This is a genomic window from Actinomyces ruminicola (genome assembly GCF_900103885.1).
GTDB classification, from domain to species: domain Bacteria; phylum Actinomycetota; class Actinomycetes; order Actinomycetales; family Actinomycetaceae; genus Actinomyces; species Actinomyces ruminicola.
The window spans coordinates 16,648-41,944 of record NZ_FNIM01000018.1 but is presented as its reverse complement, the minus strand read 5'-3'; the positions used below and the strand labels follow the sequence as shown (position 1 = coordinate 41,944).

At 69.0% G+C, this 25,297-nt stretch carries 18 protein-coding genes; 10 read left to right on the top strand and 8 right to left on the bottom strand.

What is annotated here, in order from left to right; all coding sequences use genetic code 11:
• Position 1 precedes the first annotated feature (1 nt).
• From trpB (BLR49_RS11455) to trpB (BLR49_RS11435), 5 genes are all read right to left on the bottom strand, one after another.
• On the bottom strand, positions 2 to 2,302 hold the full coding sequence (gene trpB, locus BLR49_RS11455; protein ID WP_092537736.1) for a tryptophan synthase subunit beta: 2,301 nt from the start codon (positions 2,300 to 2,302) through the stop codon (positions 2 to 4).
• Complete coding sequence (gene trpD, locus BLR49_RS11450; RefSeq protein ID WP_092537733.1) at positions 2,299 to 3,414, bottom strand: anthranilate phosphoribosyltransferase; 1,116 nt, start codon at positions 3,412 to 3,414, stop codon at positions 2,299 to 2,301. The genes trpB (BLR49_RS11455) and trpD overlap by 4 nt, the downstream gene beginning before the upstream one ends.
• A gap of 48 nt (positions 3,415 to 3,462) precedes the next feature.
• Positions 3,463 to 4,113: an anthranilate synthase component II gene (locus tag BLR49_RS11445; protein WP_092537731.1), complete on the bottom strand. Its 651-nt coding sequence runs from the start codon at positions 4,111 to 4,113 to the stop codon at positions 3,463 to 3,465.
• A gap of 1 nt (position 4,114) precedes the next feature.
• Positions 4,115 to 5,812 (bottom strand): anthranilate synthase component 1, encoded by a 1,698-nt coding sequence (locus tag BLR49_RS11440; protein WP_092537729.1) that lies wholly within the window; start codon positions 5,810 to 5,812, stop codon positions 4,115 to 4,117.
• 219 nt (positions 5,813 to 6,031) lie between these two features.
• On the bottom strand, positions 6,032 to 7,357 hold the full coding sequence (gene trpB / locus BLR49_RS11435) for a tryptophan synthase subunit beta (RefSeq protein ID WP_092537727.1): 1,326 nt from the start codon (positions 7,355 to 7,357) through the stop codon (positions 6,032 to 6,034).
• Between the two features lie 248 nt (positions 7,358 to 7,605).
• On the opposite strand from trpB (BLR49_RS11435), the gene BLR49_RS11430 reads away from it, so the two are divergent.
• Positions 7,606 to 10,011: a glycoside hydrolase family 3 N-terminal domain-containing protein gene (locus BLR49_RS11430; RefSeq protein ID WP_092537725.1), complete on the top strand. Its 2,406-nt coding sequence runs from the start codon at positions 7,606 to 7,608 to the stop codon at positions 10,009 to 10,011.
• A 129-nt stretch (positions 10,012 to 10,140) separates the two neighbouring features.
• On the opposite strand, the gene BLR49_RS11425 is transcribed toward BLR49_RS11430, so the two are convergent.
• Positions 10,141 to 10,926 carry a hypothetical protein gene (locus BLR49_RS11425; protein ID WP_092537723.1) on the bottom strand — a complete coding sequence of 262 codons (786 nt, stop codon included), beginning with the start codon at positions 10,924 to 10,926 and terminating at the stop codon, positions 10,141 to 10,143.
• Positions 10,927 to 11,171: 245 nt separating this feature from the next.
• Here BLR49_RS11425 and BLR49_RS11420 point away from each other — a divergent pair, with 245 nt between their 5' ends.
• From BLR49_RS11420 to BLR49_RS11405, 4 genes are all read left to right on the top strand, one after another.
• The gene (locus BLR49_RS11420) at positions 11,172 to 14,081 is read left to right on the top strand and encodes a glycoside hydrolase family 3 protein (RefSeq protein WP_092537721.1); all 2,910 of its coding nucleotides are present in this window, start codon (positions 11,172 to 11,174) and stop codon (positions 14,079 to 14,081) included.
• Positions 14,082 to 14,203: 122 nt separating this feature from the next.
• The gene (locus BLR49_RS11415) at positions 14,204 to 16,621 is read left to right on the top strand and encodes a glycoside hydrolase family 3 C-terminal domain-containing protein (protein ID WP_092537719.1); all 2,418 of its coding nucleotides are present in this window, start codon (positions 14,204 to 14,206) and stop codon (positions 16,619 to 16,621) included.
• A 77-nt stretch (positions 16,622 to 16,698) separates the two neighbouring features.
• Positions 16,699 to 17,340 carry a hypothetical protein gene (locus BLR49_RS11410; RefSeq protein ID WP_092537717.1) on the top strand — a complete coding sequence of 214 codons (642 nt, stop codon included), beginning with the start codon at positions 16,699 to 16,701 and terminating at the stop codon, positions 17,338 to 17,340.
• 123 nt (positions 17,341 to 17,463) lie between these two features.
• Positions 17,464 to 18,552: a glycosyltransferase family 2 protein gene (locus BLR49_RS11405; protein ID WP_092537715.1), complete on the top strand. Its 1,089-nt coding sequence runs from the start codon at positions 17,464 to 17,466 to the stop codon at positions 18,550 to 18,552.
• A gap of 130 nt (positions 18,553 to 18,682) precedes the next feature.
• Here BLR49_RS11405 and BLR49_RS11400 read toward each other — a convergent pair whose 3' ends face one another.
• The gene (locus BLR49_RS11400; protein WP_092537713.1) at positions 18,683 to 20,020 is read right to left on the bottom strand and encodes a GHKL domain-containing protein; all 1,338 of its coding nucleotides are present in this window, start codon (positions 20,018 to 20,020) and stop codon (positions 18,683 to 18,685) included.
• A complete protein-coding gene (locus BLR49_RS11395; protein WP_245690656.1) occupies positions 20,017 to 20,751 on the bottom strand; it encodes a LytR/AlgR family response regulator transcription factor in 735 nt (244 codons plus the stop codon). Before BLR49_RS11395 ends, BLR49_RS11400 begins: the two co-directional genes overlap by 4 nt.
• Positions 20,752 to 20,992: 241 nt before the next feature.
• On the opposite strand from BLR49_RS11395, the gene glf reads away from it, so the two are divergent.
• The 5 genes from glf to BLR49_RS13765 all read left to right on the top strand — a co-directional run bounded on the left by glf (position 20,993) and on the right by BLR49_RS13765 (position 25,251).
• The gene (glf, locus tag BLR49_RS11390) at positions 20,993 to 22,150 is read left to right on the top strand and encodes a UDP-galactopyranose mutase (RefSeq protein WP_092537711.1); all 1,158 of its coding nucleotides are present in this window, start codon (positions 20,993 to 20,995) and stop codon (positions 22,148 to 22,150) included.
• A gap of 147 nt (positions 22,151 to 22,297) precedes the next feature.
• Positions 22,298 to 22,651 (top strand): hypothetical protein, encoded by a 354-nt coding sequence (locus tag BLR49_RS11385; protein ID WP_092537709.1) that lies wholly within the window; start codon positions 22,298 to 22,300, stop codon positions 22,649 to 22,651.
• Position 22,652: 1 nt separating this feature from the next.
• Entirely contained in the window at positions 22,653 to 24,059 is a 1,407-nt protein-coding gene (locus BLR49_RS11380) for a hypothetical protein (RefSeq protein WP_245690654.1), read from the top strand.
• A complete protein-coding gene (locus BLR49_RS13770; RefSeq protein ID WP_245690652.1) occupies positions 24,056 to 24,634 on the top strand; it encodes a hypothetical protein in 579 nt (192 codons plus the stop codon). Before BLR49_RS11380 ends, BLR49_RS13770 begins: the two co-directional genes overlap by 4 nt.
• A 44-nt stretch (positions 24,635 to 24,678) precedes the next feature.
• Positions 24,679 to 25,251 (top strand): hypothetical protein, encoded by a 573-nt coding sequence (locus BLR49_RS13765; RefSeq protein WP_245690650.1) that lies wholly within the window; start codon positions 24,679 to 24,681, stop codon positions 25,249 to 25,251.
• Positions 25,252 to 25,297: the final 46 nt, after the last annotated feature.

Here is a 25,297-nt window from a genome sequence, read left to right as displayed (position 1 = left end):
CTCAGGCCTCCTCTTGCGCGTGGCCCGGCGTGGACGGTGCGGATGACTCCGCGTTCGCCCCGGGGCGCGCCAGCGACAGATACTCGGTGCGCTTGCCCATCTGCTCAACCATGGTGGCCGCCCGGGCGACGGCGGAGTCGTCGGAGAAGCTGCCGCCCAGGCGCATGCGCACCTGCTCCAGGTCCTTGTCCCCGCGGCCCGACAGGCACACCAGCAGGTGCGGCGTGGGTGCATCCGCGGGCGTCTCGCGGGCGATCTTGAGGGCCTGGGCGAGCGCGTGCGCCGACTCCAGTGCCGGAATGATGCCCTCCCAGCGGCTCAGCAGCCGGAAGGCCTCCACCGCCTCGTCGTCGGTGATGGCCACGTACCGGGCGCGCCCGGAGTCGGCCAGCCAGGCATGCTCGGGCCCGACCCCGGGATAGTCCAGTCCCGCCGACACGGAGAAGGACTCCTCCACCTGCCCCTCCGAGGTGCGCATCAGGTAGCTGCGCGCCCCGTGCAGAATGCCGGTGGTGCCATTGTTGATGGGGGCGCCGTTGCGGGGCGTGTCCAGGCCCTCGCCGGCCGGCTCCACACCGATCAGGCCGACGCCGGCGTCGTCGATGAACTGGGAGAACATGCCGATCGCATTCGAGCCGCCGCCCACGCAGGCGATCACTTGGTCGGGTAGGCGCCCGGTCAGCGCCAGGATCTGGGCGCGCGCCTCAAGGGAGATGCAGCGGTGGTAGTCGTGCACGATCGTGGGGAAGGGGTGCGCCCCGGCGGCCGTGCCCAGCAGGTAGTGGGTGGTGGCGAAGGACGCGGTCCAGTCGCGCAGCGCCTCGTTGACGGCGTCCTTCAGGGTGCCGGCGCCGCTGGCCACGGGCACCACCCGCGCCCCCATCAACTCCATGCGCTCCACGTTGGCGGCCTGCCGCACCACGTCCGTGGCCCCCATGTAAATGGTGCAGTCCAGCCCCAGCAGCGCGCACACCATGGCGGTGGCGGTGCCGTGCTGGCCGGCGCCGGTCTCGGCGATGATGCGGGTCTTGCCCATGCGCTTGGCGAGCAGTGCCTGCCCCAGCACCTGGTTGCCCTTGTGGGCGCCGCCGTGCACCAGGTCCTCCCGCTTGAGGAAGATACGGGCGTTGCCCTGGCGGGGCAGGTTGCGCAGCTCGGTCACCGGCGTGGGGCGGCCCAGGTAGCGCCGCATGAGCTCGTCCAGCTCCGCGGCGAAGGACGGATCCGAGCGGGCCTCGATGAAGGCGTCCTCGAGCTGGTCCAGGGCCGGGATCAGCAGCTCGGGCACGTACTGGCCCCCGTAGGGGCCGAAGTAGGCGCTCAGCCGCGGGTGGGTGTGGCCGGCGTGCTCCCGCCGCGCCGGGGCCTCGGCCTCCACTCCTGCCTGCCCGCCCGCAGTGCCGTCGCCGGCGCCGCGGGCCCGGCCGCGTTCCGGCACCGGCACGGCGGTGGCCAGAACCTCGGCCACCACGCCCGGATCGGGGGCGGCGGACAGGGCCGAGCCGATCAGCAGGGCGTCCACCTGCCCGGCCAGGCGGCGCACGTCCGCGGCCGTCTCCACCCCGGACTCGCCCACCAGCACCACGCCCGACGGTGCCAGCGGCGCCAGCTGCTCGGTGCGGGAGACATCGGTGGCCAGCGTGCGCAGGTCCCGGTTGTTGATGCCGACGACCCGTGCCCCCAGGGCGGCCGCGCGGTGCATCTCCGCGGGCGTGGACACCTCGGTGAGCACCTCCATCCCCAACTCGTGCGCCAGCTGCGCCAGCTCGGCGTAGACGTCGTCGGGCACCACCGAGAGCATCAGCAGGATCGCGTCCGCACCCAGGCTGCGGGCGGCCAGCACCTGGACGGGGTCGACGATGAAGTCCTTGCACAGCACCGGCACCTCCACCGCTGCGCGCACGGCGGCCAGATCATCGAAGGAGCCGTTGAAGCGGTCCGGCTCGGTAAGCACCGACACGGCCGCCGCCCATGGAGCATAGGTGCGCGCCAGGGCGGCCGGGTCGTAGCTGGAGCGGATGGTGCCGCGTGAGGGGGAGGCGGACTTGCACTCCATGATCAAAGCGGGCCGCGGGCTCGCCTGCTCGCCGGAGCGGGTGCGCAGCGCATCCGCGAAGGAGCGCCGCGAGGGCTCCAGATCCGCGGCGCGCAAGTGCCCGAAGCGGGAGCGCAACTCGGGCAGGCGCCTGCGACGGGCGGCGACGATCGAGTCCAGGACTGTGCCGGTGGCGATCAGCCGCTCGTCCACCGGCCGCCGCTGCGGGCGCTCGGAGAGTCCGGCATCGGGGCGGTCGGCGGTCATCGGGCCTCACCGTCCGCGCCGTCGGCCTTGGTCATGGAGGCCAGGTGCTCGGCCACCCGGCCGCTGGCCAGCTGGTCCAGCGCCATGCGGGTGCCGTCGGCCAGGTTGTCGGCAGGACCCGCGAGGTACAGCAGCGCCCCGGCGTTGACGGCGATGGCGTCACGGTGTGCCGGCTCGCCCCGGCCGGAGAACACCTCCCGCAGCAGAGCGGCGTTCTCCTCCGGCTCACCGCCCAGGATGTCGTCGAGTGCGTAGGTGGATACCCCCAGCTCCTCGGGCGTGACCTCGTAGGCCTTGACCCCCCGCGGGGTGGCCTCGCGCACCTGGGTGGTGCCGTGGACGGCGATCTCATCGGTGCCCGCGCCGTGCACGATGAGGGCGCGCTTGCGGCCCAGCTTGACCATGGTCTCGGCGATCATGTCCAGGATGTCCGGGTCGGCCACGCCCATGAGCTGGTAGGTCAGGTGGGCGGGGTTGAGCAGGGGGCCCAGGACGTTGAAGATCGTCGGCGTGGCCAGGGCCTTGCGGATCGGGGCGACGTGCCGCATGGCCGGGTGGTACGCCTGGGCGAACAGGAAGGTGAAGTGGTCCCGGGCCAGGATCTCCACCGCCTGCTCGGGGGACACGTCCAGGGGCAGGCCCAGGGCGGCGACGACGTCTGCGGCCCCGGTCTTGGAGGAGACGGCCCGGTTGCCGTGCTTGGCCACCGACACGCCCATGGAGGCGGCCACGATGCCGGCGCCGGTGGAGATGTTGATGGTGCCCACCCCGTCGCCGCCGGTGCCGACGACGTCCACCAGTGGGAAGGTGACCTCGGGGAAGGGGCGAGCCGCCTCACGGAAGGCGCTCGCGGCGCCGGCCACCTCGTCGGCGGTCTCGCCGCGGGCGTGCAGGGCTGCCAGCAGGGCGGCGGTCTCGGCCGCGGACAGGTCGCCGGCGCCGAGCGCGGCGAAGACGATGCCGGTCTCGTCCTGGCTCAGGCGCTTGCCCTGGATGACGCCGCGCAGCAGGCGGTGGGCGTCCTCGGCGTCGGCGATTGCGGCGGCCGAGGAATTTGCGGGGGCATTCGCCGGGGTATGCATGGCGTTGTTCTCGGCGGGTGCGGGGGTCATGGTGTGCTCCTCAAAGATGAATCGTGTGGTTGTTCGATGGCTGTGGCTTCAAGCGGAGGCCGCGGCGGCCAGAACCGCGGTGAGTGCATGCAGGATGCCGGGGCCGTGCGGCGTCAGCACCGACTCGGGGTGGAATTGGAGACCGACGACGGGACGGGTGCGGTGGCGGGCCGCCATGACCACGCCGGGCCCGGCGGGATCGTCGGCTCCGGTCACCGCCAGCGGGGCGAGTGCCCCGGGCAGCTCGCGGGTGCCCAGGGAGTGGTAGCGGGCCACATCCAGACGGCCGTCGGGCAGGTCCTGGAAGGCCGGGTCGGTGCGGCCGGCGTCGGTCAGTTCCACGCGCACGCTGCGGCCGTGTACGGGGCCGACCCGCCCGATGCTTCCGCCGCAGGCCTCGACGATCGCCTGGAAGCCCAGGCAGATGCCGAGCGTGGGGATGCCGCGCTCCAGGGCGGCCTCGATCAGCTCCATCAGGCTGCCGGAGGCGCGTGGGTGGCCGGGACCGGGGGATAGGCACAGCACCGGACGCTCGCCCCCGGCGTGGGCGGTGCCGCCGTCATCGGGGGCGAGCGCGCGCAGCACCGTGGCGGCCGGGGCCGTGTTGCGGTAGACCTCGATGCCCGCCCCGAGGGAGGCGAACTGGTCCACCAGGTTGTAGACGAAGGAGTCGCGGTTGTCGAGCAGGACCACGTGCATCTCAGCGCCCCCCTTTCCCCATCTCAGGTGCCGTGGCCGCGGGGACGGGGGCGTCGCCCGCGCCGGAGTCGATGACTAGCTGTGCCCCCTGGGCGGCGGCCACAGCGGCCAGCACCGCACTGGCCTTGTGCACGGTCTCGGCGGCCTCCGCGGCGGGCACCGAGTCGGCGACCACCCCCGCCCCGGCCTGCACCAGCGCCGTGCCCTCGCGCACGAAGGCGGAGCGGATCACGATGCAGGTGTCCAGCTCGCCGTCGCCCCGGAAGTAGCCGACCGAGCCGCCGTAGCTGCCGCGGCGCACCCCCTCGGCGCCGCGAATGAGTTCGGCGGCGCGCAGCTTGGGGGCCCCGGTGAGCGTGCCCATGGTCATGGAGGCGCGGAAGGCGTCCAGGGCGTCCAGGTCCGGGGCCAGCTTCCCGGACACCTCCGAGACCAGGTGCATGACTCGGCTGTAGCGGTCCACGCGCAGCAGGTCCTCGACCCTGCGGGTGCCGGGGACCGACACGCGGGCGACGTCGTTGCGGGCCAGGTCCACCAGCATGACGTGCTCGGCGACCTCCTTGGCATCGGTGCGCAGCTCCAGCTCCAGGCGGGTGTCCCGCTCGTGGTCCACGGCGCCGTCGGGGGCAAGACCGCGGGGGCGAGTGCCGGCGATGGGGCGGATGGCGACCTGCCCGGTCTTGGCCGAGTGCAGCAGGGCGGACTCCGGGGAGGCGCCCAGGAGCTCGAAGTCCGGGGCGCCCACGTAGAACATGTACGGGCTCGGGTTGGACTCGCGCAGTGCGTGGTAGGCGGCCAGCGCATCCGGGCACGGCAGGGCGAAGCCGCGCGCAGGCACCACCTGGTAGACGTCGCCGGCGGCGATCGACTCCTTCATGGTCTCCACCACGGCGGCGTACTCGGCGTCGGACTGGGTGGGTACGGCGTGCAGCGCCGGGCGGCCGACGCCATCGGGGCCGGTGCGCGCGGGGGCCGGCACAGGTTCCTGCCCGACGGCCGCGGCCTGATCGGCGAGCGCGTCCGCGGCGGCGCCCAGTGCTTCCAGCCGAGCGGCCAGGCCCGCGGTGTCCACCGAGGCGCCCACCAGCGTGGCGGTGCGGGTGGGATGGTCGATCACCAGGATGATGCGGGCGTCGTAGAAGAGGTAGTCGGGGCAGGTATTCGCGCCCATCGCCACTTCGGGCAGGGCCTCGAAGGTGGCCAGGTAGTCGAAGGCGAACACGCCCGCCTCCAGTGGCAGGTGCGGGTGGTCGACCTCGGCCGCCGCGAGTGCGCGCAGCGGCTCAATGGTGGAGATGGCCTTGAGCCGGTCGCGCTCCTCCACGTCGCCCGGGGCGGCCGGGAAGGCGAGGGTGAGCGTCTGGTCGGCGTCGGCGGTGACATATTCGGCCAGGGCGGTGCGCAAGCGGTCCAGGGCGGCGGCGCCGTCGGCGGGCGCCTGGGGGAGCGCCTCGGCGACGACGCTCCGTCCCTGGCAGGTCAGGCGGGCCGAGGCCTCCAGGACGGCGATGGTGGTGCGCGAGACCTTGGTGGCGATGTCGACGGACTCCAGCAGCACGGCGTCGAGGGGACGCGGGTTCCCGGCGGTGTCCGGCGCGGTGGCGATCAGACCGCGGCGCGCCAAATGATCCAGCAGGGCGCCGCCGTCGTGTTGGTAGCGCACCGACCGCGTCAGCACGGCGGGTGGGGGAAGCGTCATGGGGTGCCTTCCTGTTCGTGCCACCGGCAGAACCCGCCCCGAATGCGAAGAGCCCGCCTGGTGGCGAGCTCTTATGATCCGGCGCCGGCTATGCGGCGTGAGTGGCTCGCCCATTGGGGAGCCACCACCACTGGCGGGTACGGAACGCGGTCATGGGGGAACAGTAGAACGGGAGCCCGGCAGTGCCAAATCGGTGACGAGAATTTGAGACGGACGGCTCTAGAGCGTCAGGTGCTCACGCACCTCGTCCATGTCCTTGTCGCCCCGGCCGGACAGGTTCACCAGCAGCAGCGGTGCGGGCTCGCCGGGCGTCCGCTCGGCGTGCTCGCGGGCGAGCTTGAGCGCCTGGGCGACCGCGTGCGCCGACTCCATGGCCGGGATGATGCCCTCGTGCCGACTCAACAGGCGGAAGGCCTCCAGCGCCTCGGCGTCGGTGACGGCCACGTACTCGGCCCGCCCGGTGTCCGCCAGATAAGCGTGCTCGGGTCCCACCGACGGGTAGTCGAGCCCGGCGGAGACCGAGTGGGAGGGCAGGACGGTGCCGTCGTCGTCGAGCATGACGAAGGAGCGCATGCCGTGCAGCACTCCGGTGCGGCCGGCGTTGATGGGGGCGCCGTGCTCACCGGTGGCCAGGCCTCGTCCGGCAGGCTCCACGCCGATCAGTTGCACGGAGGGGTCATCCAGGTAGGCGGCGAAGGCGCCGATCGCATTGGACCCCCCGCCGACGGCGGCGATCACGGCGTCGGGCAGAGTGCCGTAGCGCGCGAGCACCTGGCGGCGGGACTCGGCGGAGATGACCTGCTGGAAGTGCCGCACGATCGTGGGGAAGGGGTGCGGTCCGGTGGCCGACCCCATCAGGTAGAAGGTGTCCTCCAGACGGGTGCACCACTCCGCCAGGGCGGCGTCGATCGCGTCCTTCAGGCCCGCCTGCCCGGCGGCTACCGGAACCACGGTGGCGCCCATCAGCTTCATGCGCTCCACGTTCGGGCGCTGGCGCTCGACGTCGTGCGCGCCCATGTAGATGGTGCACTCCATGCCCATCAGCGCGGCCACCATGGCGGTGGCGGTGCCGTGCTGGCCGGCGCCGGTCTCCGCGATCAGGCGCCGCTTGCCCATGCGCTTGGCCAGCAGTGCCTGGCCAAGGGCGTTGTTCCCCTTGTGCGCGCCGCCATGGGCCAGGTCCTCACGCTTGAGCAGGATGCGGGCGCCGCCGGTCAGCGGCAGGTGACGGCATTCGAAGATGGGGGTCTCCCGGCCCAGGTAGGTGGCGCGCAGATCCTCCAGCTCCGCCTCGAAGGCGGGGTCGGCTACGGCCTCGGCGTACGCGGCCTCGAGCTCGTCAAGGGCGGGCAGCAGCTCGGCGGGGACCTCCTGGCCGCCGAAGCGCCCGAAGTAGGCGGGCAGGAGCGTCTCGCGCGGCACGTCCGCACCGGGCGGGGGAGGCGTGTAGCCCGGGGCGTCGGGTCCGAGCGGCCCGGTGGGCACGCGGTTGGCGGTGGGGGCCGCCCCGGGCAGGACGGTGTCTGATTCGGCGGGGGTGCGCATGGGTGCCTCCTTGCTGTCTCCACCGCCCGACGGCGGTCGCGTGCGTGAGGGTAGGGGCGTTCCCGTCGGCGGGCAAAAGCAGGCCCGGGTGTCTCAAATCGCGGGACCGTGGCGGCGTGTTCGGGAGCGCCGCGGTCTCGGTGCAGGTTATGCGCCGCGGTTGACAGATCACGCCCGCGCCTCCGTCAGGGTGATCTGCATCTCATATGATGGTGGATGTCCCTGTGAAACCCTGCAAGGAGAGATCGATGAAGATCGCATACGGAAGGGGTCTGACCGTGGCAACCGTCGCGGCAGCCCTGGCCCTGACGGGATGCGCCTCCGGCGGATCCACCGCCGATGCGACCGCATCCCCCGGATTGGACAACAACGGCAACACCTACATCACGCAAGAGTTGGATGACGGGCAGACCTACTTCACCCGGGTCGTCAACCCGAACGGCGGCCAGGTGCTGAGCTTCTCGGCCGACGGCGGCATGAGCATCATTGAGCAGGTCGACGGCGACTACACCTACGCCTTCAAGGACCTAGACGGCGACGGCGAGCTCGACCCGGCCGAGGACTGGCGCCTGGAGGGCAGCAAGCGCGCCGCCGACTACGCCACCGGCCTGTCCAAGGAGCAGATGGCGGGGCTGATGCTCTTCTCCTCCCACGAGCGCGCCCCCGAGGAGGGGCTTACGGCCGAGCAGCAGGAGTACCTGTCCGAGTCCTACCTGCGGGCTGTGCTCAATGCGGGCAGCTCGGACGTGACCGCTAACGTGCAGTGGGTCAACCAGATGCAGGCCTACGTGGAGACCCTGGGCTCCGCGGACACCCCCTACATCCCCGTCAACTTCTCCTCCGACCCGCGCTCGGACGCCTCCGGAGACGGCTCCTTCACCGAGGTCGGCGAGATTTCCAGCTGGCCCAGCTCGCTGGGGCTGGCCGCCACCTTCGACCCCGACACGGTGCTCCAGTTCGGGCAGATGGCCTCACAGGAGTACAAGAGCCTCGGTATCGGCACCGCCCTGTCTCCACAGATCGACCTGGCCACCGAGCCCCGGTGGCTGCGCGTGTCCGGCACCTTTGGTGAGGACGCCGAAATGGCCGGGACCATGGCAGCCAACTACGTCGCCGGCTTCCAGGGCACCTACGCCGAGGACGGCGGCGACACGGGCTGGGGCACTGACTCCGTAGCCACCATGATCAAGCACTGGCCCGGGGACGGTGCCGGCGAGGGCGGGCGCGAATCCCACACCAACGCGGGAAAGTACGAGGTCATGGTGGGCGGCAACTCCGCCGAGCACTGGTCCGTGTTCCAGCAGGCGCTGGACTCCGCGGCCGTAATGACCTCCTACTCCATCACCCTGGGTCCCGACGGCGAACCCGAGTACACCCAGCGGATGGGCTCCTCCTACGACGACGGCAAGCTGACGGCGCTGCGCGAGGACAATTCCTACGAGGGCGTGGTGGTCACCGACTGGGGCGTCACCCGCGCCACCACTGACCCCGACGAACCGGTGATCGCCACCGGTTGGGGTGCGGAGGATCTGAGCGTCGAGGAGCGCCACTTCGAGATCATTAAGAACGGCACCGACATGTTCGGCGGCAACAACGATGCCGCTCCGGTGCTGGCCGCCTACGACATGTGGCAGTCCGCCTATGAGGCCGGGGAGCTGGACGTGGACGCCCGCACTCGCTGGCAGCAGTCCGCCTCCCGCATCCTGACCATGTCCTTCAACATCGGCGCCTTCGACAACCCCTTCCTGGACCTGGCCGCCTCCCAAGAGCAGGTGGGTTCGCAGGACAAGGTGACGGCCGGCCAGGAGGCGCAGCTGAACTCCATCGTCACTCTCAAGAATGACGGCGCCATCACCCTGGACCCGGAGGCGGACTGGTCGGACAAGACGGTTTACATCCCGCAGACCTACGACACCGGCTTCAACGGTGCCTTCAGCGAGGCCGAGTACACCGAGGGCCCGTCACTCGACGTGGAGACCGCCGAGCAGTACTTCGGGAAGGTCGTCACTGACGAGGTCGAGTACGACGCCGACGGTCGCGTCACCGGTTACACCGCCCCCGACCTGAGTGATGTGGACCTGGTGCTGGTGGGCATGCGCTCGCCGATCAACGGCACCAGCTTCTCCAAGGCGGGCTGGAACGAAGAAGAGGGCAGCTGGTATCCGCTGTCCCTCCAGTACGGCACCTACACCGCCGATGGCGACAATGTCCGGCGCACCTCGATCTCCGGGGACGTGCTAGCTGACGGCAGCCGGGAGAACCGCTCCTACTACGGCGCCAGCTCCGCGATCTCCAACGGCGCCGACCTGGACGCCTTCAACCGGGCCGCAGACGCGGTGACGGCCTCGGGCCGGGACATCCCCGTGGTCGTGGCGCTCAAGGCCACGAACCCGGTGATTCCCGCGGAGTTCGAGGCGCGTGCCGACGCCATCGTCGTCGGCTTCGGCGTCGCCGACGAGGCTCTCATCCGGGTTGCGCTCGGGCTGCACGAGTCCAACGGCCGCCTGCCCGTGCAGTTCCCCGCGGACATGGACACCGTGGAGGCCAACCAGGAGGACGTCCCGAAGGACCTGACTCCCTACACGGACTCCGTCGGCAACACCTACGACTACGGCTTCGGCCTGCACCTGGACGGCTCGGTGATCAAGGACTGACCAAGCGGTCCGACCGGACGGTGCGCGGGCGCGGACAGGGAGCTGTCCGCGCCCGCACCATGTATCCGAACCGACGCCCGAGCGATCATCACCATGGCGGGCACCACCGCCCGCTCTGGGGGCCGGGCCCTAGCTCCAGAAGACGGCGCTGACCGCGCCGACCCAGGCCTCATACTCCGGGCCGGTCCAGCCGGTGCCCGTCGGCGCGGAGGGATCGCGACGGAAGGCCGCCGGATTGGCGGCCGGCCCCTGGAGCAGGACCTCCCGTAGGGGCTTGGCGCACTGGAAGTTGAGCGCGGACTGCACCCGGTTCAGGCCCCGGTTGAGTTCCCGTGGGTCCCCCGGATGCTTGCCCGGGAAACGCCCCTCGGCGGTGGCCCGCAGCAGGTAGAGGGCCAGGTTCGGTGCGGAGAACCAGTTCATGTTGAGCCGCAGTTTCCGCCCGCGGCGATCTTGCACGACGGACGAGCGCTGGCCGGTGGCCGAGAACGAGGCGATCTCCTGGTGGGGGATCTGCAGGGCGCGCCCGCGCCAGTCGGTGCCGGCGATCAGCGTGGGAGCATCGATGAGGCTGCAGTTGCGAAAGGCAGCCAGGGAGTAGCAGCCGTAGCCGATAGAGAGGAGTGCCAAAGCGGCAATGACCCCGGCGGCCCGCAGATCATCGACGACTGGCAGACTGAGGAGAACGAGGAGGAGGATGCCACCGCCGAACAGGATGCCCAGCGCGATGTGGACCACTGCGCTTGGCCTCTGGACGGGGTACTCGTACGTGGCTGTTCCCGCCCCGGGAACGGGCTCGGTGATGCGTGCCCTGCCCGGGCGAGCCCCACCGCGCAGCAGCGGCAGCGTCAGCACCACCATGATGATGCCGAGCGCGTAGGTGGCGATCATGATGAGTATGTGTGTCGTGTCCATGGATTCTCCTGAACGGCTCCGTGATCTTGGACTGACAGTTGACAGGTTATGCGCTCGAACCGACAGATCGGGCCGAGTGGGGCGACGACGCCCGCGAACATCCGCTGGAATTAGATTGCATGCCAATCACCGGCAGGTCACGGTCCTGCCTCCCAGCACGTATGGGCGGCTAGGCGACCTGTCCGCCGGTGAGCATCCCCATCCCTTGCATACCCGTGCGAGGACCACAGAGAGGTGTCTCGACAGTGTTGTCAATCAACTGGAACGACGTCTGGAACGTGGTGATGAGCCTGCGGCCGCAACTCATCGCCATCGGCGTGGCGCTGCTGGCGGCGCTCATCATCACTATTGCCGTACGCAAGCTCAACAAGCCCACCCGCAAGCTCGTGCGCTCCACCACCTGGATCGCCGCGGTGGTCGTGGTGGCGGTGGCCGTCACCGGCATGATGTACGGCGGCCTGAAGACCATCCTGGACCTGTCCTCCGGCTCCGGTACCCTCACCGACGAGACCAAGGCCACCGTTGAGGAGCTCGGCAATACGATCTCCGACGAGGGCATGGTCCTACTCAAGAACGAGAACGCCACCCTGCCGCTCGAGGATGGCTCGGCGATCAACGTGCTCGGCTGGGCTTCCACCAACCCCGTCTACGGCGGCACCGGCTCGGGGTCCCTGTCGCCCGACAACCCCACCACCTCCCTGCTGGACGGCCTGCACAACGCCGGCTTCGAGACCAACACCGAGTTGACGGACTTCTACACCGACTATCGCTCCGAGCGGCCCGAGGTCGGCATGTTCGCCGCCGACTGGACCCTGCCCGAGCCCGCATCCGAGGCCTACACCGACGCCATCGTCTCCTCCATTCAGGACTTCTCCGACACCTCCGTGGTCACCATCGCCCGTTCCGGCGGCGAGGGCTTCGACCTGCCCCAGGACGTCAATGCGGAGGTGGCGGCCAACGGCGCCTTCTCCTACACGGACAACTCCACCTCCCAGACCGACTTCGCCGACGGGCAGGGCTACCTGGAGCTGACCGCGCCCGAGCGCGACCTCATCCAGCTGGCCAAGGACAACTCCGAGACCGTGGTGGTGATCTACAACGGCGCCAACGCCTTCGACCTGAGCGACCTTGCCAGCGACCCGGACATCGACGCCATCATCTGGGCGATCCCCGGCGGGCAGGTCGGCTTCAATGCCCTCGGCCGGATCCTGGACGGCGAGGTCAACCCCTCGGCCAAGACCCCGGACACCTTCGTCGCGGACCTGAAGGCCTCTCCGGCAGCCAACAACTTCGGCGACTTCACCTACACCAACATGGAGGAGTACGGCCAGTCCTCGCCCTTCACCGGCGGCACCACTTACCCGGCCTTCGTCAACTACGTCGAGGGCATCTACGTCGGCTACCGCTGGTACGAGACCGCCGCCGTCGAAGGCGTCATCGACTATGACGAGCAGGTGGTCTACCCCTTCGGCTACGGCCTGAGCTACACCGCCTTCACCCAGGAGATGGGCGAGGTCAGCCACGACGCCGACGGCACGATCTCCTTCGACGTCACCGTCACCAACACCGGTGACGTGGCAGGCAAGGACGTCGTCGAGGTCTACTACACCGCTCCCTACACCAACGGCGGCATTGAGAAGTCCGCGGTGAACCTGGTCGCCTATGGAAAGACCGAACTGCTGGAGCCCGGTGCCTCCGAGAACGTCACCATCACCTTCAACGAGGACGACATGGCCTCCTACGACTACCAGGGAGCCAAGGCCTACGTGTTGGAGAAGGGCGAATACACGATCTCCCTGCGCTCGGACTCCCACACGGTGATCGACGAGCAGACGGTGACGGTTGACGAGACCATCACCTACGACTCCGAGGACAACACTCACGCCGGTGACGTCGTAGCCGCCACCAACCAGTTCGACGCCGCTGCCGGAGACGTCACCTATCTCTCCCGCGCCGACGCCTTCGCCAACTACGAGGAGGCTACGGCCGCCCCGGCCAGCCTGGAGATGTCTGCGGAGTACCAGGCGGCCTTCGTAGCCAACTCCAACTACGACTCCACCGCCTTCGACGACGACGCCGACGAGATGCCCACCACCGGGGCTGACAATGGCCTGGTCCTGGGCGACATGTACGGCCTGGACTACGACGATGAGAAGTGGGACCAGCTGCTCGACCAGCTGTCGGTCGCGGACATGAACAGCCTCATCGCCAACGGCGGTTACGGCTCGGTGGCCGTCGACTCCGTCGGCAAGGTGCGCGTCTCGGACGTGGATGGGCCGGCTTCGCTGAACAACAACTTCACCGGCGTGGGCTCCATCGGCCTGCCCTCGGCCGTGTCCGTGGCCGCCACCTGGAACCAGGAGCTGGCCCACGAGTTCGGCACCGCCATCGGCACCATGGCCCACGACATGGACGTGGCCGGCTGGTACGCCCCGGCTACCAACACCCACCGCTACGCCTACGCCGGTCGCAACTTCGAGTACTTCTCAGAGGACCCGGTCCTGGCCGGTACCCAGGTGGCCCAGGAGATCCAGGGCGCCAAAGAGCTGGGCGTGTACGCCTTCATCAAGCACTTCGCGCTCAACGACCAGGAGACCAACCGCACCAACATGCTGGCCACCTGGTCGAACGAGCAGGCGATCCGTGAGATCTACCTCAAGTCCTTCGAGATCGGCATCAAGGACGGTGGCGCCGGCGCGGTGATGACGGCCTTCAACTACATCGGCACCACCTACGCCGGGGCACTGCCCGAGTTGCAGCAGACCGTGCTGCGCGATGAGTGGGGATTCCGCGGCATGACGCTGACGGACTACTTCGCCGGCTACGGCTACCAGAACGCCGACCAGCTTGTCCGCAACGGCGGCGACATGATGCTCGCCACCACCGACATCACCGTCAACTCCGTGCAGAACACCTCCGCCACTGGTGTGATCGCCATGCGGGAGTCCGCGCACAACATCCTGTACACGGTGGCCAACTCGTGGATCTACGAGGACGGCCAGCCCGCGGTGCAGCGTGCCTCCTGGGAGTACCTGACCTGGGCCGTGCTGGCGGCTCTGGGCGTCGGCCTGATCGCCCTTGAGGCACTGGCCATCCGCCGCTACCGCAAGCGCCGGGCCGAGGCCACAGTCGCCGTCGAGAGCTCCGAGAAGTAGCAATCGATAACCCGGTGGGCGGGACGAGGACAGCATCCCCGCCCCGCCCACCGGCGCCCTGCCCGGGCCCGCACCCACAACTCCCCGCCATCCCGAACGCCCACCAAGCTAAGGAATACGCCGTGACCACCACCGCCTCGAAGCTCACGCTCCTTCAGGCCGCCGCGCTGCTGTCAGGGTCCTCCGAATGGGACTCCCGCGCCCTGCCCGAGTGCGGCATCAATTCCTTCGTCCTGTCCGACGGGCCGCACGGGGTGCGGCGACAGCTCGGCAGCGGCGATCACCTCGGCATCGCCGCCTCCGAGCCCGCCACCTGCTTCCCGACGGCGGCCACGGTCGCCAACTCCTGGGACCCGGACCTGGCCGAGCAGATGGGCGCCGCCCTGGGCCAGGAGGCGCTGGCCCTCGGGGTCGATGTGCTGCTGGGGCCGGGGATGAACATCAAGCGCTCCCCGCTGTGCGGCCGCAACTTCGAGTACTACTCCGAGGACCCGCTCCTCGCCGGCCGTATGGCCGCCGGACTCGTCCGGGGCATCCAGTCCCAGGGGGTGGCGGCCACTCCCAAGCACTTCGCCGTCAACGGCCAGGAGCTGCGGCGCATGGCCTCCGACTCGGTGGTGGACGAGGCCACCATGCGGGAGATATACCTGACCGCCTTCGAGATCGTGGTGCGCGAGGCACACCCGCGCGCCCTGATGAGCTCCTACAACCGGGTCAACGGCACCTACGCCAACGAGCACCCCCACCTGCTCACCGAGATCCTGCGCCGGGAGTGGGGCTTCAACGGGATGGTCGTCTCCGACTGGGGCGGCTCCAACGACGCCGCCGCGGCCGCCGCGGCCGGGTCCTCCCTGGAGATGCCTGCACCGGGCCTGCACTCCGCGCGCGAGGTCGTCGCCGCCGTAGAAGCCGGCCGCATCAGTCGCGACGCCGTCTATGCCCGCGCCGCCGAGGTCATTGCCATGGCCTCAGCCGCACCCTCAACACGCACCGCCGCGGCCGACCGGCCCAGGATCGAGGTCGAGGCCCATCACGCCCTGGCCCGACGGGTAGCCGAGGAGTCCATGGTGCTGCTGCGCAACCAGGACGGCATCCTGCCGCTCGCACCCGGCACCCGCGTCGCCGTCGTCGGCGACATGGCCAAGACACCCCGCTACCAGGGCTCCGGCTCCTCCCAGATCAACCCGACCCGGCTGGAGAACCTCCTGGAGGAGCTCTCCAACACCGAACTGGAACTGGTCGGCTACGCACAGGGCTACGACCGGCAAGGCGCGCCCGACCAGGCCCTACTCGACGAGGCGGTAGCCCTGGCCGGTCGCGCCGACGTTGTCCTGGCCTGCATCGGACTGGACGAGCTGTCCGAGTCCGAGGGCCTGGACCGCTCCCACATGCGCCTGCCGCAGGTCCAGACGCGGCTGCTGGAGGCCCTGTACCGGACCAACCCGAATGTAGTCGCCGTCGTGTCGGCGGGATCCGCGGTGGAGACTGCCTGGGAGGAGCACACCCGGGCCGTGGTACACGCCAGCCTGTCCGGGCAGGCCGGTGCCGGCGCCGCACTGCGGGTGCTCACCGGAGCGGTCAACCCCTCTGGCCGGCTGGCCGAGACCTACCCGGTGCGCTACGAGGACAACCCCACCTCCGCCTGGTTCCCCGCCACGGGGGAGCTCGCCCTGTATCGGGACGGTCCCTACGTCGGCTACCGCTACTACAGCACCACCGGCACGCCCGTAGCCCACCCCTTCGGGTTTGGCCTGTCCTACTCCAGCTTCGAGTACTCCGGGCTGAGCGTGGACGAGGACGGCGCGCACCTGACGGTAACCAACACCTCCGCCGTCGACGGCACCGAGGTGGTGCAGCTGTACGTCACCGCCCCCGCAGGAGCGTGGGGTCCAGTCCGGGAGCTTAAGGGCTTCGCCAAGGTGCCCGTGGCGGCGGGGGAGGCGGTGGCGGTGACCATCCCCTTCGACGACTACACCTTCCGCCGCTACTCGGTGAATGAGGGACGCTGGGTGCGCCCGGCGGGCACCTGGACGGTGCGAGTGGGCCGGAACGTGGAGGACTTGCCGCTCGAGGCCTCCTTGGAGGTGGACGGCGACCCGCTCGCCCCCGCCGACCCGGCGCTGGGCCACTACCTGGACGGCACCGTCACCGAGGCGACCGAAGCCGAGTTCGCCGTCCTACTTGGACGGGAAGTGCCGCAGCCGGAGACATCCGGCCGCATCGGCCCCAACAGCCCGGTATCCGACCTCGCCCGCTCCCGCAGCCGCATCGGTCGGCTGGCCGTGAAGGTGCTGGAGCGCCAGAAGGCCAAGGCCGACGCCTCCGGTAAGCCCGATCTGAACATCCTGTTCATGCTCAACATGCCGCTGCGCGCCATGTGCAAGATGACCGGCGGCATGGTGTCGGCGGAGATGGTCGACGGCATCGTCGACTTCGTGGGCGGCCACGGCCTGCGCGGAGCACGCACCCTCGTCGGCGGCTTCTTCCGCAACCGCAGGCAGGACAAGGCCACCCAGCGGCAGCTCGATTCCCCTCGCTGAATCCGCCTTCGAGTCCGCGTACCAAGGCCTGTGGCCCATCCATCCAGTTCCCCCGATAAGAGAGACCGAGACCTCTAATGAAACCGATCACCGCCTGGTGGCACCGCTTCGAGGAGCGCCACGAGACCACCGCCCAGTTCATCGTCTTCTTCATCCTGTCCAATGGCGTCACCGTGCTGCAGCTCATCCTGATGCCGCTGTTCCGCTGGATCTTCGGGTTCACCTCGCTGCAGGGCACCACCTTCCAATTCCTGCCGGTCGGTTCCTCCGGCGGCAGCACGGTCTACCTGTTCGACTACGTGGCCGGCCCGATCCAGGCCGACGGCTCCGGCGGCGGTCTGGCCTACTTCCTGGCCGTGGAGATCACGCTGCTTATCGCCCAGGTCATCAACTTCTTCGCGCAGCGCTCCATAACCTTCAAGTCGAACTCCTCGATCTGGAAGGCGGCCTTCTGGTACACGGTCGCCTACGTGGTCATCACCATCGTCGCCGCCGCGCTGCAGGTGCTTTACAAGGAGCCCATCTACTCCTGGTGCAAGGGCACGCTCGGTGCCTCCACCGGCGAGACCGTGGCGGACGTGGTCACCATGATCATCAACGCGGCCATCTCCTTCTGGGTGTTCTTCCCCATCTTCAAGGTGATCTTCAAGCGCGTGCCCGAGGACGGCGACGTGCAGCGGCAGACCGCCGAGGAGGCCGAGGCGCTGTCGGCGCACTGAGCCGGGCACCGGTCCGGTAGTGTCATACCCGTCAATCATCAGGAGCGCCGCGGGCGCGGGCCGGGCGCCTGCCCGGCAACCGCGGTGCGCCGGCTGACTCCGTAGAGCAAGGAGACCCGCGCGGTGCCCGCCAGCCCCCTTATCACGGTCGTCGTCCCGGCCTACAACGCCGAGGACTGTCTGGGCCGTTGCCTGTCCAGTCTCGTGGCCGCTGACGACGGGGGCGGTGCCCTGGAGATCATCGTCGTCGACGACGGCGCCACGGACGGCACCGGCGCCCTCGCCGATGCCTACGCCCAGGCGCACACGGCCATCGAGGTCATCCACCAGGCCAACAAGGGCCACGGCGGCGCCATCAACGCCGGCGTCGCGGCGGCGCGGGGCACCTGGCTGAAGGTGTGCGACGCCGACGACGCCATCGACCCCGGTGCCTTGCGCGCCCTGCTCGCCTCCCTGCGCTCCTGGCGGCGGGAGGGCACCGAGCCGGACCTGGTCGTCACCAACTTCGTGTACGTCCGTGAGGGCACGCCGGCCTGGTACCGCCTGAGCCACGGTCCCGCCCGCCGCGGTCCCCGGGGCATCAGGCCCGGCCGCCACGCGGTGCGCTTCAGGGGGCTGCTCCCCAGCGGGCGCATTGGCGGTTGGGACGACGTCGGACGCTTCCGCCCCGACCAGTACCTCATGATGCACTCCCTCGCCTACCGGAGGGAGGTGCTGGAACGCTCCGGGCTGCGGCTGCCCGAGCACTGCTTCTACGTGGACAACCTGTTCGCCTTCGAGCCGCTGCGGCAGGTGAGGACGCTGACCTACCTGGACCTCGACCTGTACTACTACACAGTGGGACGGGCGGGGCAGTCCGTGGCCGACGACGTGATCGTGGCGCGCCTGGACCAGCATGACCGGGTCAACGCGCTCATGCTGGAGGCGATGCCCCACGAGGGCGAGGTGCCGGCGGCGCTGCTGCGCTACCTGGTGCACATCTACACCATGAGCGCGGTGGTTATCACCACCATGGCGCTGCGCTCTCGCACGCCCCGCAACCTCGCCATCAAACAGCAGTTGTGGGAGCGCCTGGACGCCGAGCGGCCGGACGTGGCTCGGCGCGTGCGCGCCTCCCTCATGGGGCGGCTGATGACGATTCCAGGACGCCCCGGCAAATGGGTGCCGGTGGCCGGCTATCGGGTGGCCCGCCGGGTACTCGCCCTGAACTGAGGTCGGCCCCGGCGCGGGGCCGACGAGGGGCTACTGCCATAGCGACCGATCTCGGCACGTAAGTTCTACCGATCTCGGCACGTGAGTTCTACCGATCTCGGCGGTGGCAGCGACCGGTCTCGGTGCGGCACTAGCGCCGGCTGCGGCGCGGGTGGGCGGCGGGCACCGGCAGCAGCACGCGCAGCACGAAGGTGCCCTGCGAGCCTTCCCCAGCGGTTACCTGGCCGCCGTACGCCTCGGCGGCGGACCGGATGGCGCGCATACCGAAGCCGTGAATGTCGCTGTCCGCCTCGGTGCTCATCAGGGGCTCACCTGCTGCTGCCACCACCGGTGCGGCGGCCACCGGATTCTCCACCTCCAGCAGGACGAAGCCGCGGCGGGTGCGCACGTCCAGACGAATCCACCGTTCACCGGCGTCGTCAATGCGCGAGACGGCCTCCAGGGCATTGTCCAGGGCGGTGCCGACCAGCGTGGCCAGATCCGCGGTGGCCATGAAGCCGAGCGCGGCGCCGTCGGCGATCGTGGTCATGGTGACGCCCGCATCCTGGCAGGCCTGCTCCCGGTCGGTGAGGATGACGTCGAGCACGGGGCTGCCGGTGCGCACGAAGACTTCGTACGGGCGCACGGACGCCTCCAGGTCGCCGAGTCGGTCCAGCCGGACCGCAGGATCGGGCTCGGCGCGCACGGACGCGATCATGTGGCGCAGGTCGTGGTACTTACGGTTGACGATGTCGATGGCCCGCTTGGATGTCAGGTACTGCTCGTACTGCGAATGCAGCAGCGCCTCGGAGGTGGCCAGCTCGAAGCTCGCGCGGTTCTGCAGGTCGACCTCCCGCTGGGCGTACAGAATGATGAACCCGCACAGATCCACCAGCGTGCGGATGTAGAAGACCTCCGCGCCCAGCCGCCCGGAGAAGGGCGTCGCCGTGCTCAGGAAGCTGAGATTCGACATGGCGAAGGTGATGGCGGCAATAGCCGCCGCCCCGGCCACGGTGGCGACGGTGGGCACTACCTCGGTGCGGAACCGGGGACGCTCGAGCAGGTAGACCACGCCCAGCGCGACGCCGTCGACGGCGATGGTCAATGGCGCGGCCCAGACCGTGCCGGCGCGGTCACGGAGGATGAACAGCTCCAACTGCCACTCCAGGGAGGCCACCAGCTCAGCGGCCACGAAGGCCCGTACCACCAGGTAGGTGGATCGTCGCAGCGAGCCGTTCAGCGCCAGGTGCAGCACGCCCCACATGGCGGCCACCGCACCCAGCATGCCTGCCAGCCACAATGAGATAGGCAGACGAGCGGCGAGCACCTGGTAGGCGCACAGGGCCGGCAGGGCCGCGGCCATCACCGTCACGCCCCGGCGTCGGGAGTCCTGCGGCCGCCAGGTGGCCAGCACGTACAGCAGGCACGCGCCCCACTCGGCCAGCGCGGTCCACAGCCGGGGGATGTCCGGCAGCGCCTCCTGGATCACGTGAGCGTTCCGGACACGTGCTCGGTCAGGGCCCGCATGAACTCCTTCTTGCGGGGGCGGGAGATGCGCAATACCTGTCCGGTACTCATCACGGAGTCCTGCTCCCGCACCGCCACCACGTGCCGCAGGTTGACGATGTAGCAGGAGTTGGAGCGGAAGAAGCCGTGCGGGGCCAGCTGCGGCTCCATCTGCTTGAGCGAGCCGGGCAGGGTGATGGCGCCGTCGGTCAGGTGCACCTGAAGGCGGTGACCGGAGGACTCCAGGTAGACGATGTCGCGTACGGGCACGCGCCGCAGTCCCTGCCCGTCCTTGAGCACGACGCCGGCGCTGTCCCGCCGTTCCAGCACCTCCAGGGCCCGGCCCAGCTCATGGCCCAGGGAGGCGTAGGGGAAGGGCTTGACCAGGTAGCCGAGGGCGGCGACCTCGTAGCCGTTGATCGCGTACTGCTGGGCAACGGTGATGAAGATGATGACGACATCCGGGTCGGTGCGACGTACCGCCCGGGCGAGGGCAAGACCGTCTGTGCTCTTCATGCGGATGTCCAGCAGGAGGATGTCGTAGACGGGGCGGAAGCCGTTCAGGAGGGCCTGGCCGTCCTCAAAAGTGGAGACCTGCAGCTCCAGGCCCCGCTCGTGGCCGAAGCGTGCGAGATAGTCGGAAAGGACGCGGCGGTGGTGGGCGTCGTCGTCAACGACGCCGACGCGGAGTATGGGGCGGGAGCTCGTATTCACATTCATCGGCGACTGCGGGTAGCACGGTGCATGGGAGCTGGTGGCGCGGGGACTGCGCCACGGCCAGGGAGACGCCGGAACCGAGCGTTCTCGTGAGCACCGAAAGTAACTGTTACAACCATGTTAGTGTACCGGCGCCGTGGTCCGGCTGCGGTCATGGATGCCGCCTCGAATGCGTCCACGATCAATGACAGACGATCGGTGAGTCGATCAGGCTGAACGAAGACGGAGGGCGTCAACGATGCGAGCGGACTTGGTGGTGGTCGGTTCGGGGCTCTTCGGTGCCACGATCGCTCAGCGCGCCGCCGAGGAGCTGGGCGTGCACGTGCTCGTGGTCGAGCGCCGCGACCATGTGGGCGGCAACGCCTACTCCTCCCCGGACCCCGACACCGGCATCGAGGTGCACCGCTACGGCTCCCACATCTTCCACACCTCCAACGAGCAGGTGTGGGCCTATGCGAACCGCTTCACCGCCTTCAACGACTACCGGCACCACGTCTACGCCAACCATGCCGGCGAGGTCTACCCGCTACCCATCAACCTGGGCACCATCAACCAGTTCTTCCGCGCCGCCCTCGGCCCGGAGGCGGCCCGGGGGCTGATCGCAGAGCATGCTGCCGAGATCACCGGAACGCCTGCGAACCTGGAGGAGAAGGCGATCAGCCTGATCGGGCGCCCTCTGTATGAGGCCTTCATCCGCGGTTACACCGCCAAGCAGTGGCAGACCGATCCCACCCAGCTCGACGCCTCCATCATCACCCGCCTGCCGGTGCGCCTGAACTACAACAACCGCTACTTCTCCGACCGCCACGAGGGCATTCCCACCGGCGGCTACGGCGCCTGGGTGGAGCGGATGCTGGACCACCCGCGCATCGAGCTGCGGCTGGGGGAGGACTTCCTGGAAGGAGACGGCCCAGTCAGCCGCGACGCCTGCGTGGGGCAGGCGCCGGTGGTCTACACCGGCGCCGTGGACCGGTTCTTCGACCACCGCTGCGGTGCGTTGACCTGGCGCACTCTCGACTTCGACACCCGCATACTGCCCACCGGTGACCACCAGGGCACCGCCGTCATCAACTACCCCGACGCCGATGTGCCCTACACGCGGGTACACGAGTTCCGCCACTACCACCCCGAGCGCACCTACCCCGACGACGCCACCGTGATCATGCGGGAGTACTCGCGCATGGCCACCGGCGACGACGAGCCCTACTACCCGGTGGGTACGCCGGCCGACCGCGAGCGGCTCGCCCGCTACCGGCAGTTGACGGCCGAGTCGGAAGCGCAGCGGGTCGCCTTCGGCGGGCGCCTGGGCTCCTACCGGTACCTGGACATGGACCGCACCATCGCCGCCGCCCTGGAGTGCTTCGAGCAGGTGGTGCGGCCGTGGTTCCGGCGGTGAGAGGTCGGGCGGAGAGTTACTCCGTCCAGGCGGCGCGCACTGTAGTTGCGCTCTTGACACGAACGGGTCACGGTGGTTGGCTTGCGCCCGGTTCACTCGCTGGGTTCGTTGCAGACGGGCTCATCCCTTGATGCTCTGGAGGTTTTCGTGGCGGATGCGGATATCCATATCGTCGGAGGCGACCTGGAGATGCTGGCCTTCTCCCTGGAGGAGCTTCGTAACGGGATCGAAGCCCTGGATGCCTCGGGCCCCTTGGAGAAGGTCGGCGCGGCCATGCCGGGCTCGCTGAGCTCGGGGAGTGCCGGAACCGCCGCGGCCAGGCTGGAGAGCCGCAGGACGTCCCTGGGAAGCCGCTACGGGAACGTGGGTGAGGGCGTGCGGGATCTTGCGACCGCCCACAGGCGCAATGACGAGTTCGTAGCCCAGGGGGCCGCAGCACTGGGGGCTGCTGTGCCATCGGCCTCAGTGGACCAGTGGGCGCGCGCCAGGGGGCTGATGTGAGATGACGACGTGGAGCGAGGTCCTGACCTGGGACCCTGAGCCGCTGGCCGACGCCTCGGACGGGCTGAGGAGACTGCACACCTCCATGGCGGAGATGGGGGATGACGCGCAAGCCGCGAGCTCGCGGGTGATCTCGCGGGCCCCCAGCGTGGAGGCCGCGCTTGGTGCGCTGCACCGGTGCACAGCCGCTCACTCCGAGATGACCGAGCGGATCGGAGTCCTCACACGTGCCACCGCCGACGCCTGCGAGGGCGTGACCCAGGTACGGCGCAGGGTACTGGCCTGCCAGGACTTCGCTGCTGAGCACCCCTACTTGACGCTGGGCGCTGACGGTTCGGTCTCGGTGTCCCTGGCCGAGGCGGCCGGCAGCGGTGCAGATAAGGCTACCGGCAGCGCCGTGGCAGCGGCGGTAGGCCCGGTGAGGATGGTCGCCGTGGGCCTGGGCGGGGCCATGGTGGAGGCCGTCCGGGCCCAGGCCCACGCAGCCGAGCTGGAGGAGATGGTCTCCTCTACTCTGACCTTGGCCACCCAGGTCGATGAGGACTATGCCACCGTCCTGGCTGGATCGAGCTATGACAGTCCGGACCAGGCCCGGTCGGGGCGGCAGGGGACTGATCCTCGGGATATAGAGGACAGCCGCAGGAAGACGGATGACAGCGATAGAAAGACGGAGAGCAACCGCAGGAGCGGGAACGATGATCCTGAGGCGCAGGGCAAGACAGAGCTCGGCGACCCGGTCCCCGGGGAGCATGCTGAGATGCCGGGGGTGACCCCCTGGGTCTATCCGGGGGATACCGCCAAGGAGGGGTCCGGGCAATACGGGGCTCGGCCAGCGGATCCGTTTGATCATCTTGTCCACGATGCGGCCATGATCGCCGCGGCCGCCAAGGCCTCGGACTGGCCGGACGCGTCAAAAAACCTGCTGCACTACCTGGGGAACAGCGGGGAACCGCAGGAACTGGACGCCGACCGCATGCTGGAAGATGTCGACGAACTGTCTGCGGAAACGCATGAACGTGTTGAGGAGATGACTAAAGAGGCACTCAAGGATGCCCAGGCCTCGGGTGTTACCGGGCCAGTGACCTACCCCTTCACCACCGAGTGGCGGGGATACTACATTGATGCGGAGGAGGATCAGAACTGGTTCTATGCCACGGGCGGCTGCAACTACGCGACGGAGGGGACTGTCACGGTCTACCCGCCCACGGCTGACAACCCGGAGTGGACCTATTCCTATGACTACCGGGTTCACGTGGCGGACCGGTACAACTGGGACGGGGACAAGTCGACGCAGATCGGTCCTTTCAATGTTAAAGATAGCCAGCTCCAGGAACTGCATCGCGCTGGTTTGGCTCAGGAGTATGACATGTCGGGTGAGTCTTCGGTGATGCATGGGAGCGGGTCGTGAGGGTTAAGCGGCCGGTTTTGGCCGGTGAGGAGGTGACTGGTCGGCAGGTGCTTGTTGTGGTTGCCGTGTTGGTGGGTATTGGGGTGTTTTGGGTGCTTTTTGCGGTGGGGTACTTGTTTCTTTCTAGTGTGCAGGTTGAGAGGTCGGAGGCTAGGGCGTCTGCGTCGGCGAGTGCTGCGGGGGTGCAGGTGGGGGCTCCGTGTCCGGCGGATGTGGAGTACCTGGATGAGATTCTGGCTATCGAGGGTGATAGTTTGCCGGAGGGTGCCGAGGTGGTGTCGGTGGAGCCCGCGGTGAACTTTGCCGAGGCCTACCCGGGCGGGTGGGGGTACGTTATTGAGTTCACCGCCAGCGACCAGGCCATCCGCGACTACACGGAGACTTATACTGCGGTCTCTGGTAGTAATATCGAAATGCACTCAGAGGCGACACCTGTATCGAAGGCTGATGGGCTGGAGGATATTGACCTGCAGAATGTGTCGAATCCGATGCGTACTAGACTCCATGAGACTGTTCTGGTTCTCGAGCGTCCTCTGGGTCGGGGGTGGCTGGTGATCCGTGGGGGCGGTAGGTGACATTGCGTGTTGGGTGAGTCTTCGGTGTTGCATGGGAGCGGGTCGTGAGGGTTAAGCGTCCGGTTGTGGGTGGTGAAGAGGTGACTGGTCGGCAGGTGCTTGTTGTGGTTGCCGTGTTGGTGGGTATTGGGGTGTTCTGGGTGCTTTTCGGTGTGGGCTATTTGTTCCTTTCGAGCGCTCAGGTTGAGCGGTCGGCTGCTAGGGCGTCTGCGTCGGCGAGTGCTGCTGGGGTACAGGTGGGGGCTCCGTGCCCGGCGGATGTGGAGCACCTGGATGAGATCCTGGCTATTGGGCAGGACAATAGTTTGCCGGAGGGTGCTGAGGTGGTGTCGGTGGAGCCGGCGGTTAACTTCGCGGAGGCCATCCCGGGCGGGTGGGGTTACGTTATTGAGTTCACCGCCAGTGACCAGGCCATCCGCGACTACGTTACGGACCGTGGATACTACGGCGAGTACCTTGATGCCTACCCGACAGCTGATCCGGATGCTGATGGCGCAGAGGACGTGGATCTTAGCGGGGTGACCGCTCCGTGGATGATTGGTTTTGGGAACGCGGATCTAATTCTTGAGCGTCCTCTGGGGCGGGGGTGGCTGGTGATCCGCGGGGGCGGCATGTGACAGGGCCGCCGTCGGGTCTCACACCCGCGCCGGTACGGCAGTCCGC

Coding starts and splice junctions, on each gene's coding strand:
- trpB (WP_092537736.1), bottom strand. CDS start 2,302: ATGACCGCCGACCGCCCCGATGCCGGACTCTCCGAGCGCCCGCAGCGG.
- trpD (WP_092537733.1), bottom strand. CDS start 3,414: ATGACCCCCGCACCCGCCGAGAACAACGCCATGCATACCCCGGCGAAT.
- BLR49_RS11445 (WP_092537731.1), bottom strand. CDS start 4,113: ATGCACGTGGTCCTGCTCGACAACCGCGACTCCTTCGTCTACAACCTG.
- BLR49_RS11440 (WP_092537729.1), bottom strand. CDS start 5,812: ATGACGCTTCCCCCACCCGCCGTGCTGACGCGGTCGGTGCGCTACCAA.
- trpB (WP_092537727.1), bottom strand. CDS start 7,357: ATGCGCACCCCCGCCGAATCAGACACCGTCCTGCCCGGGGCGGCCCCC.
- BLR49_RS11430 (WP_092537725.1), top strand. CDS start 7,606: ATGAAGATCGCATACGGAAGGGGTCTGACCGTGGCAACCGTCGCGGCA.
- BLR49_RS11425 (WP_092537723.1), bottom strand. CDS start 10,926: ATGGACACGACACACATACTCATCATGATCGCCACCTACGCGCTCGGC.
- BLR49_RS11410 (WP_092537717.1), top strand. CDS start 16,699: ATGAAACCGATCACCGCCTGGTGGCACCGCTTCGAGGAGCGCCACGAG.
- glf (WP_092537711.1), top strand. CDS start 20,993: ATGCGAGCGGACTTGGTGGTGGTCGGTTCGGGGCTCTTCGGTGCCACG.
- BLR49_RS11380 (WP_245690654.1), top strand. CDS start 22,653: ATGACGACGTGGAGCGAGGTCCTGACCTGGGACCCTGAGCCGCTGGCC.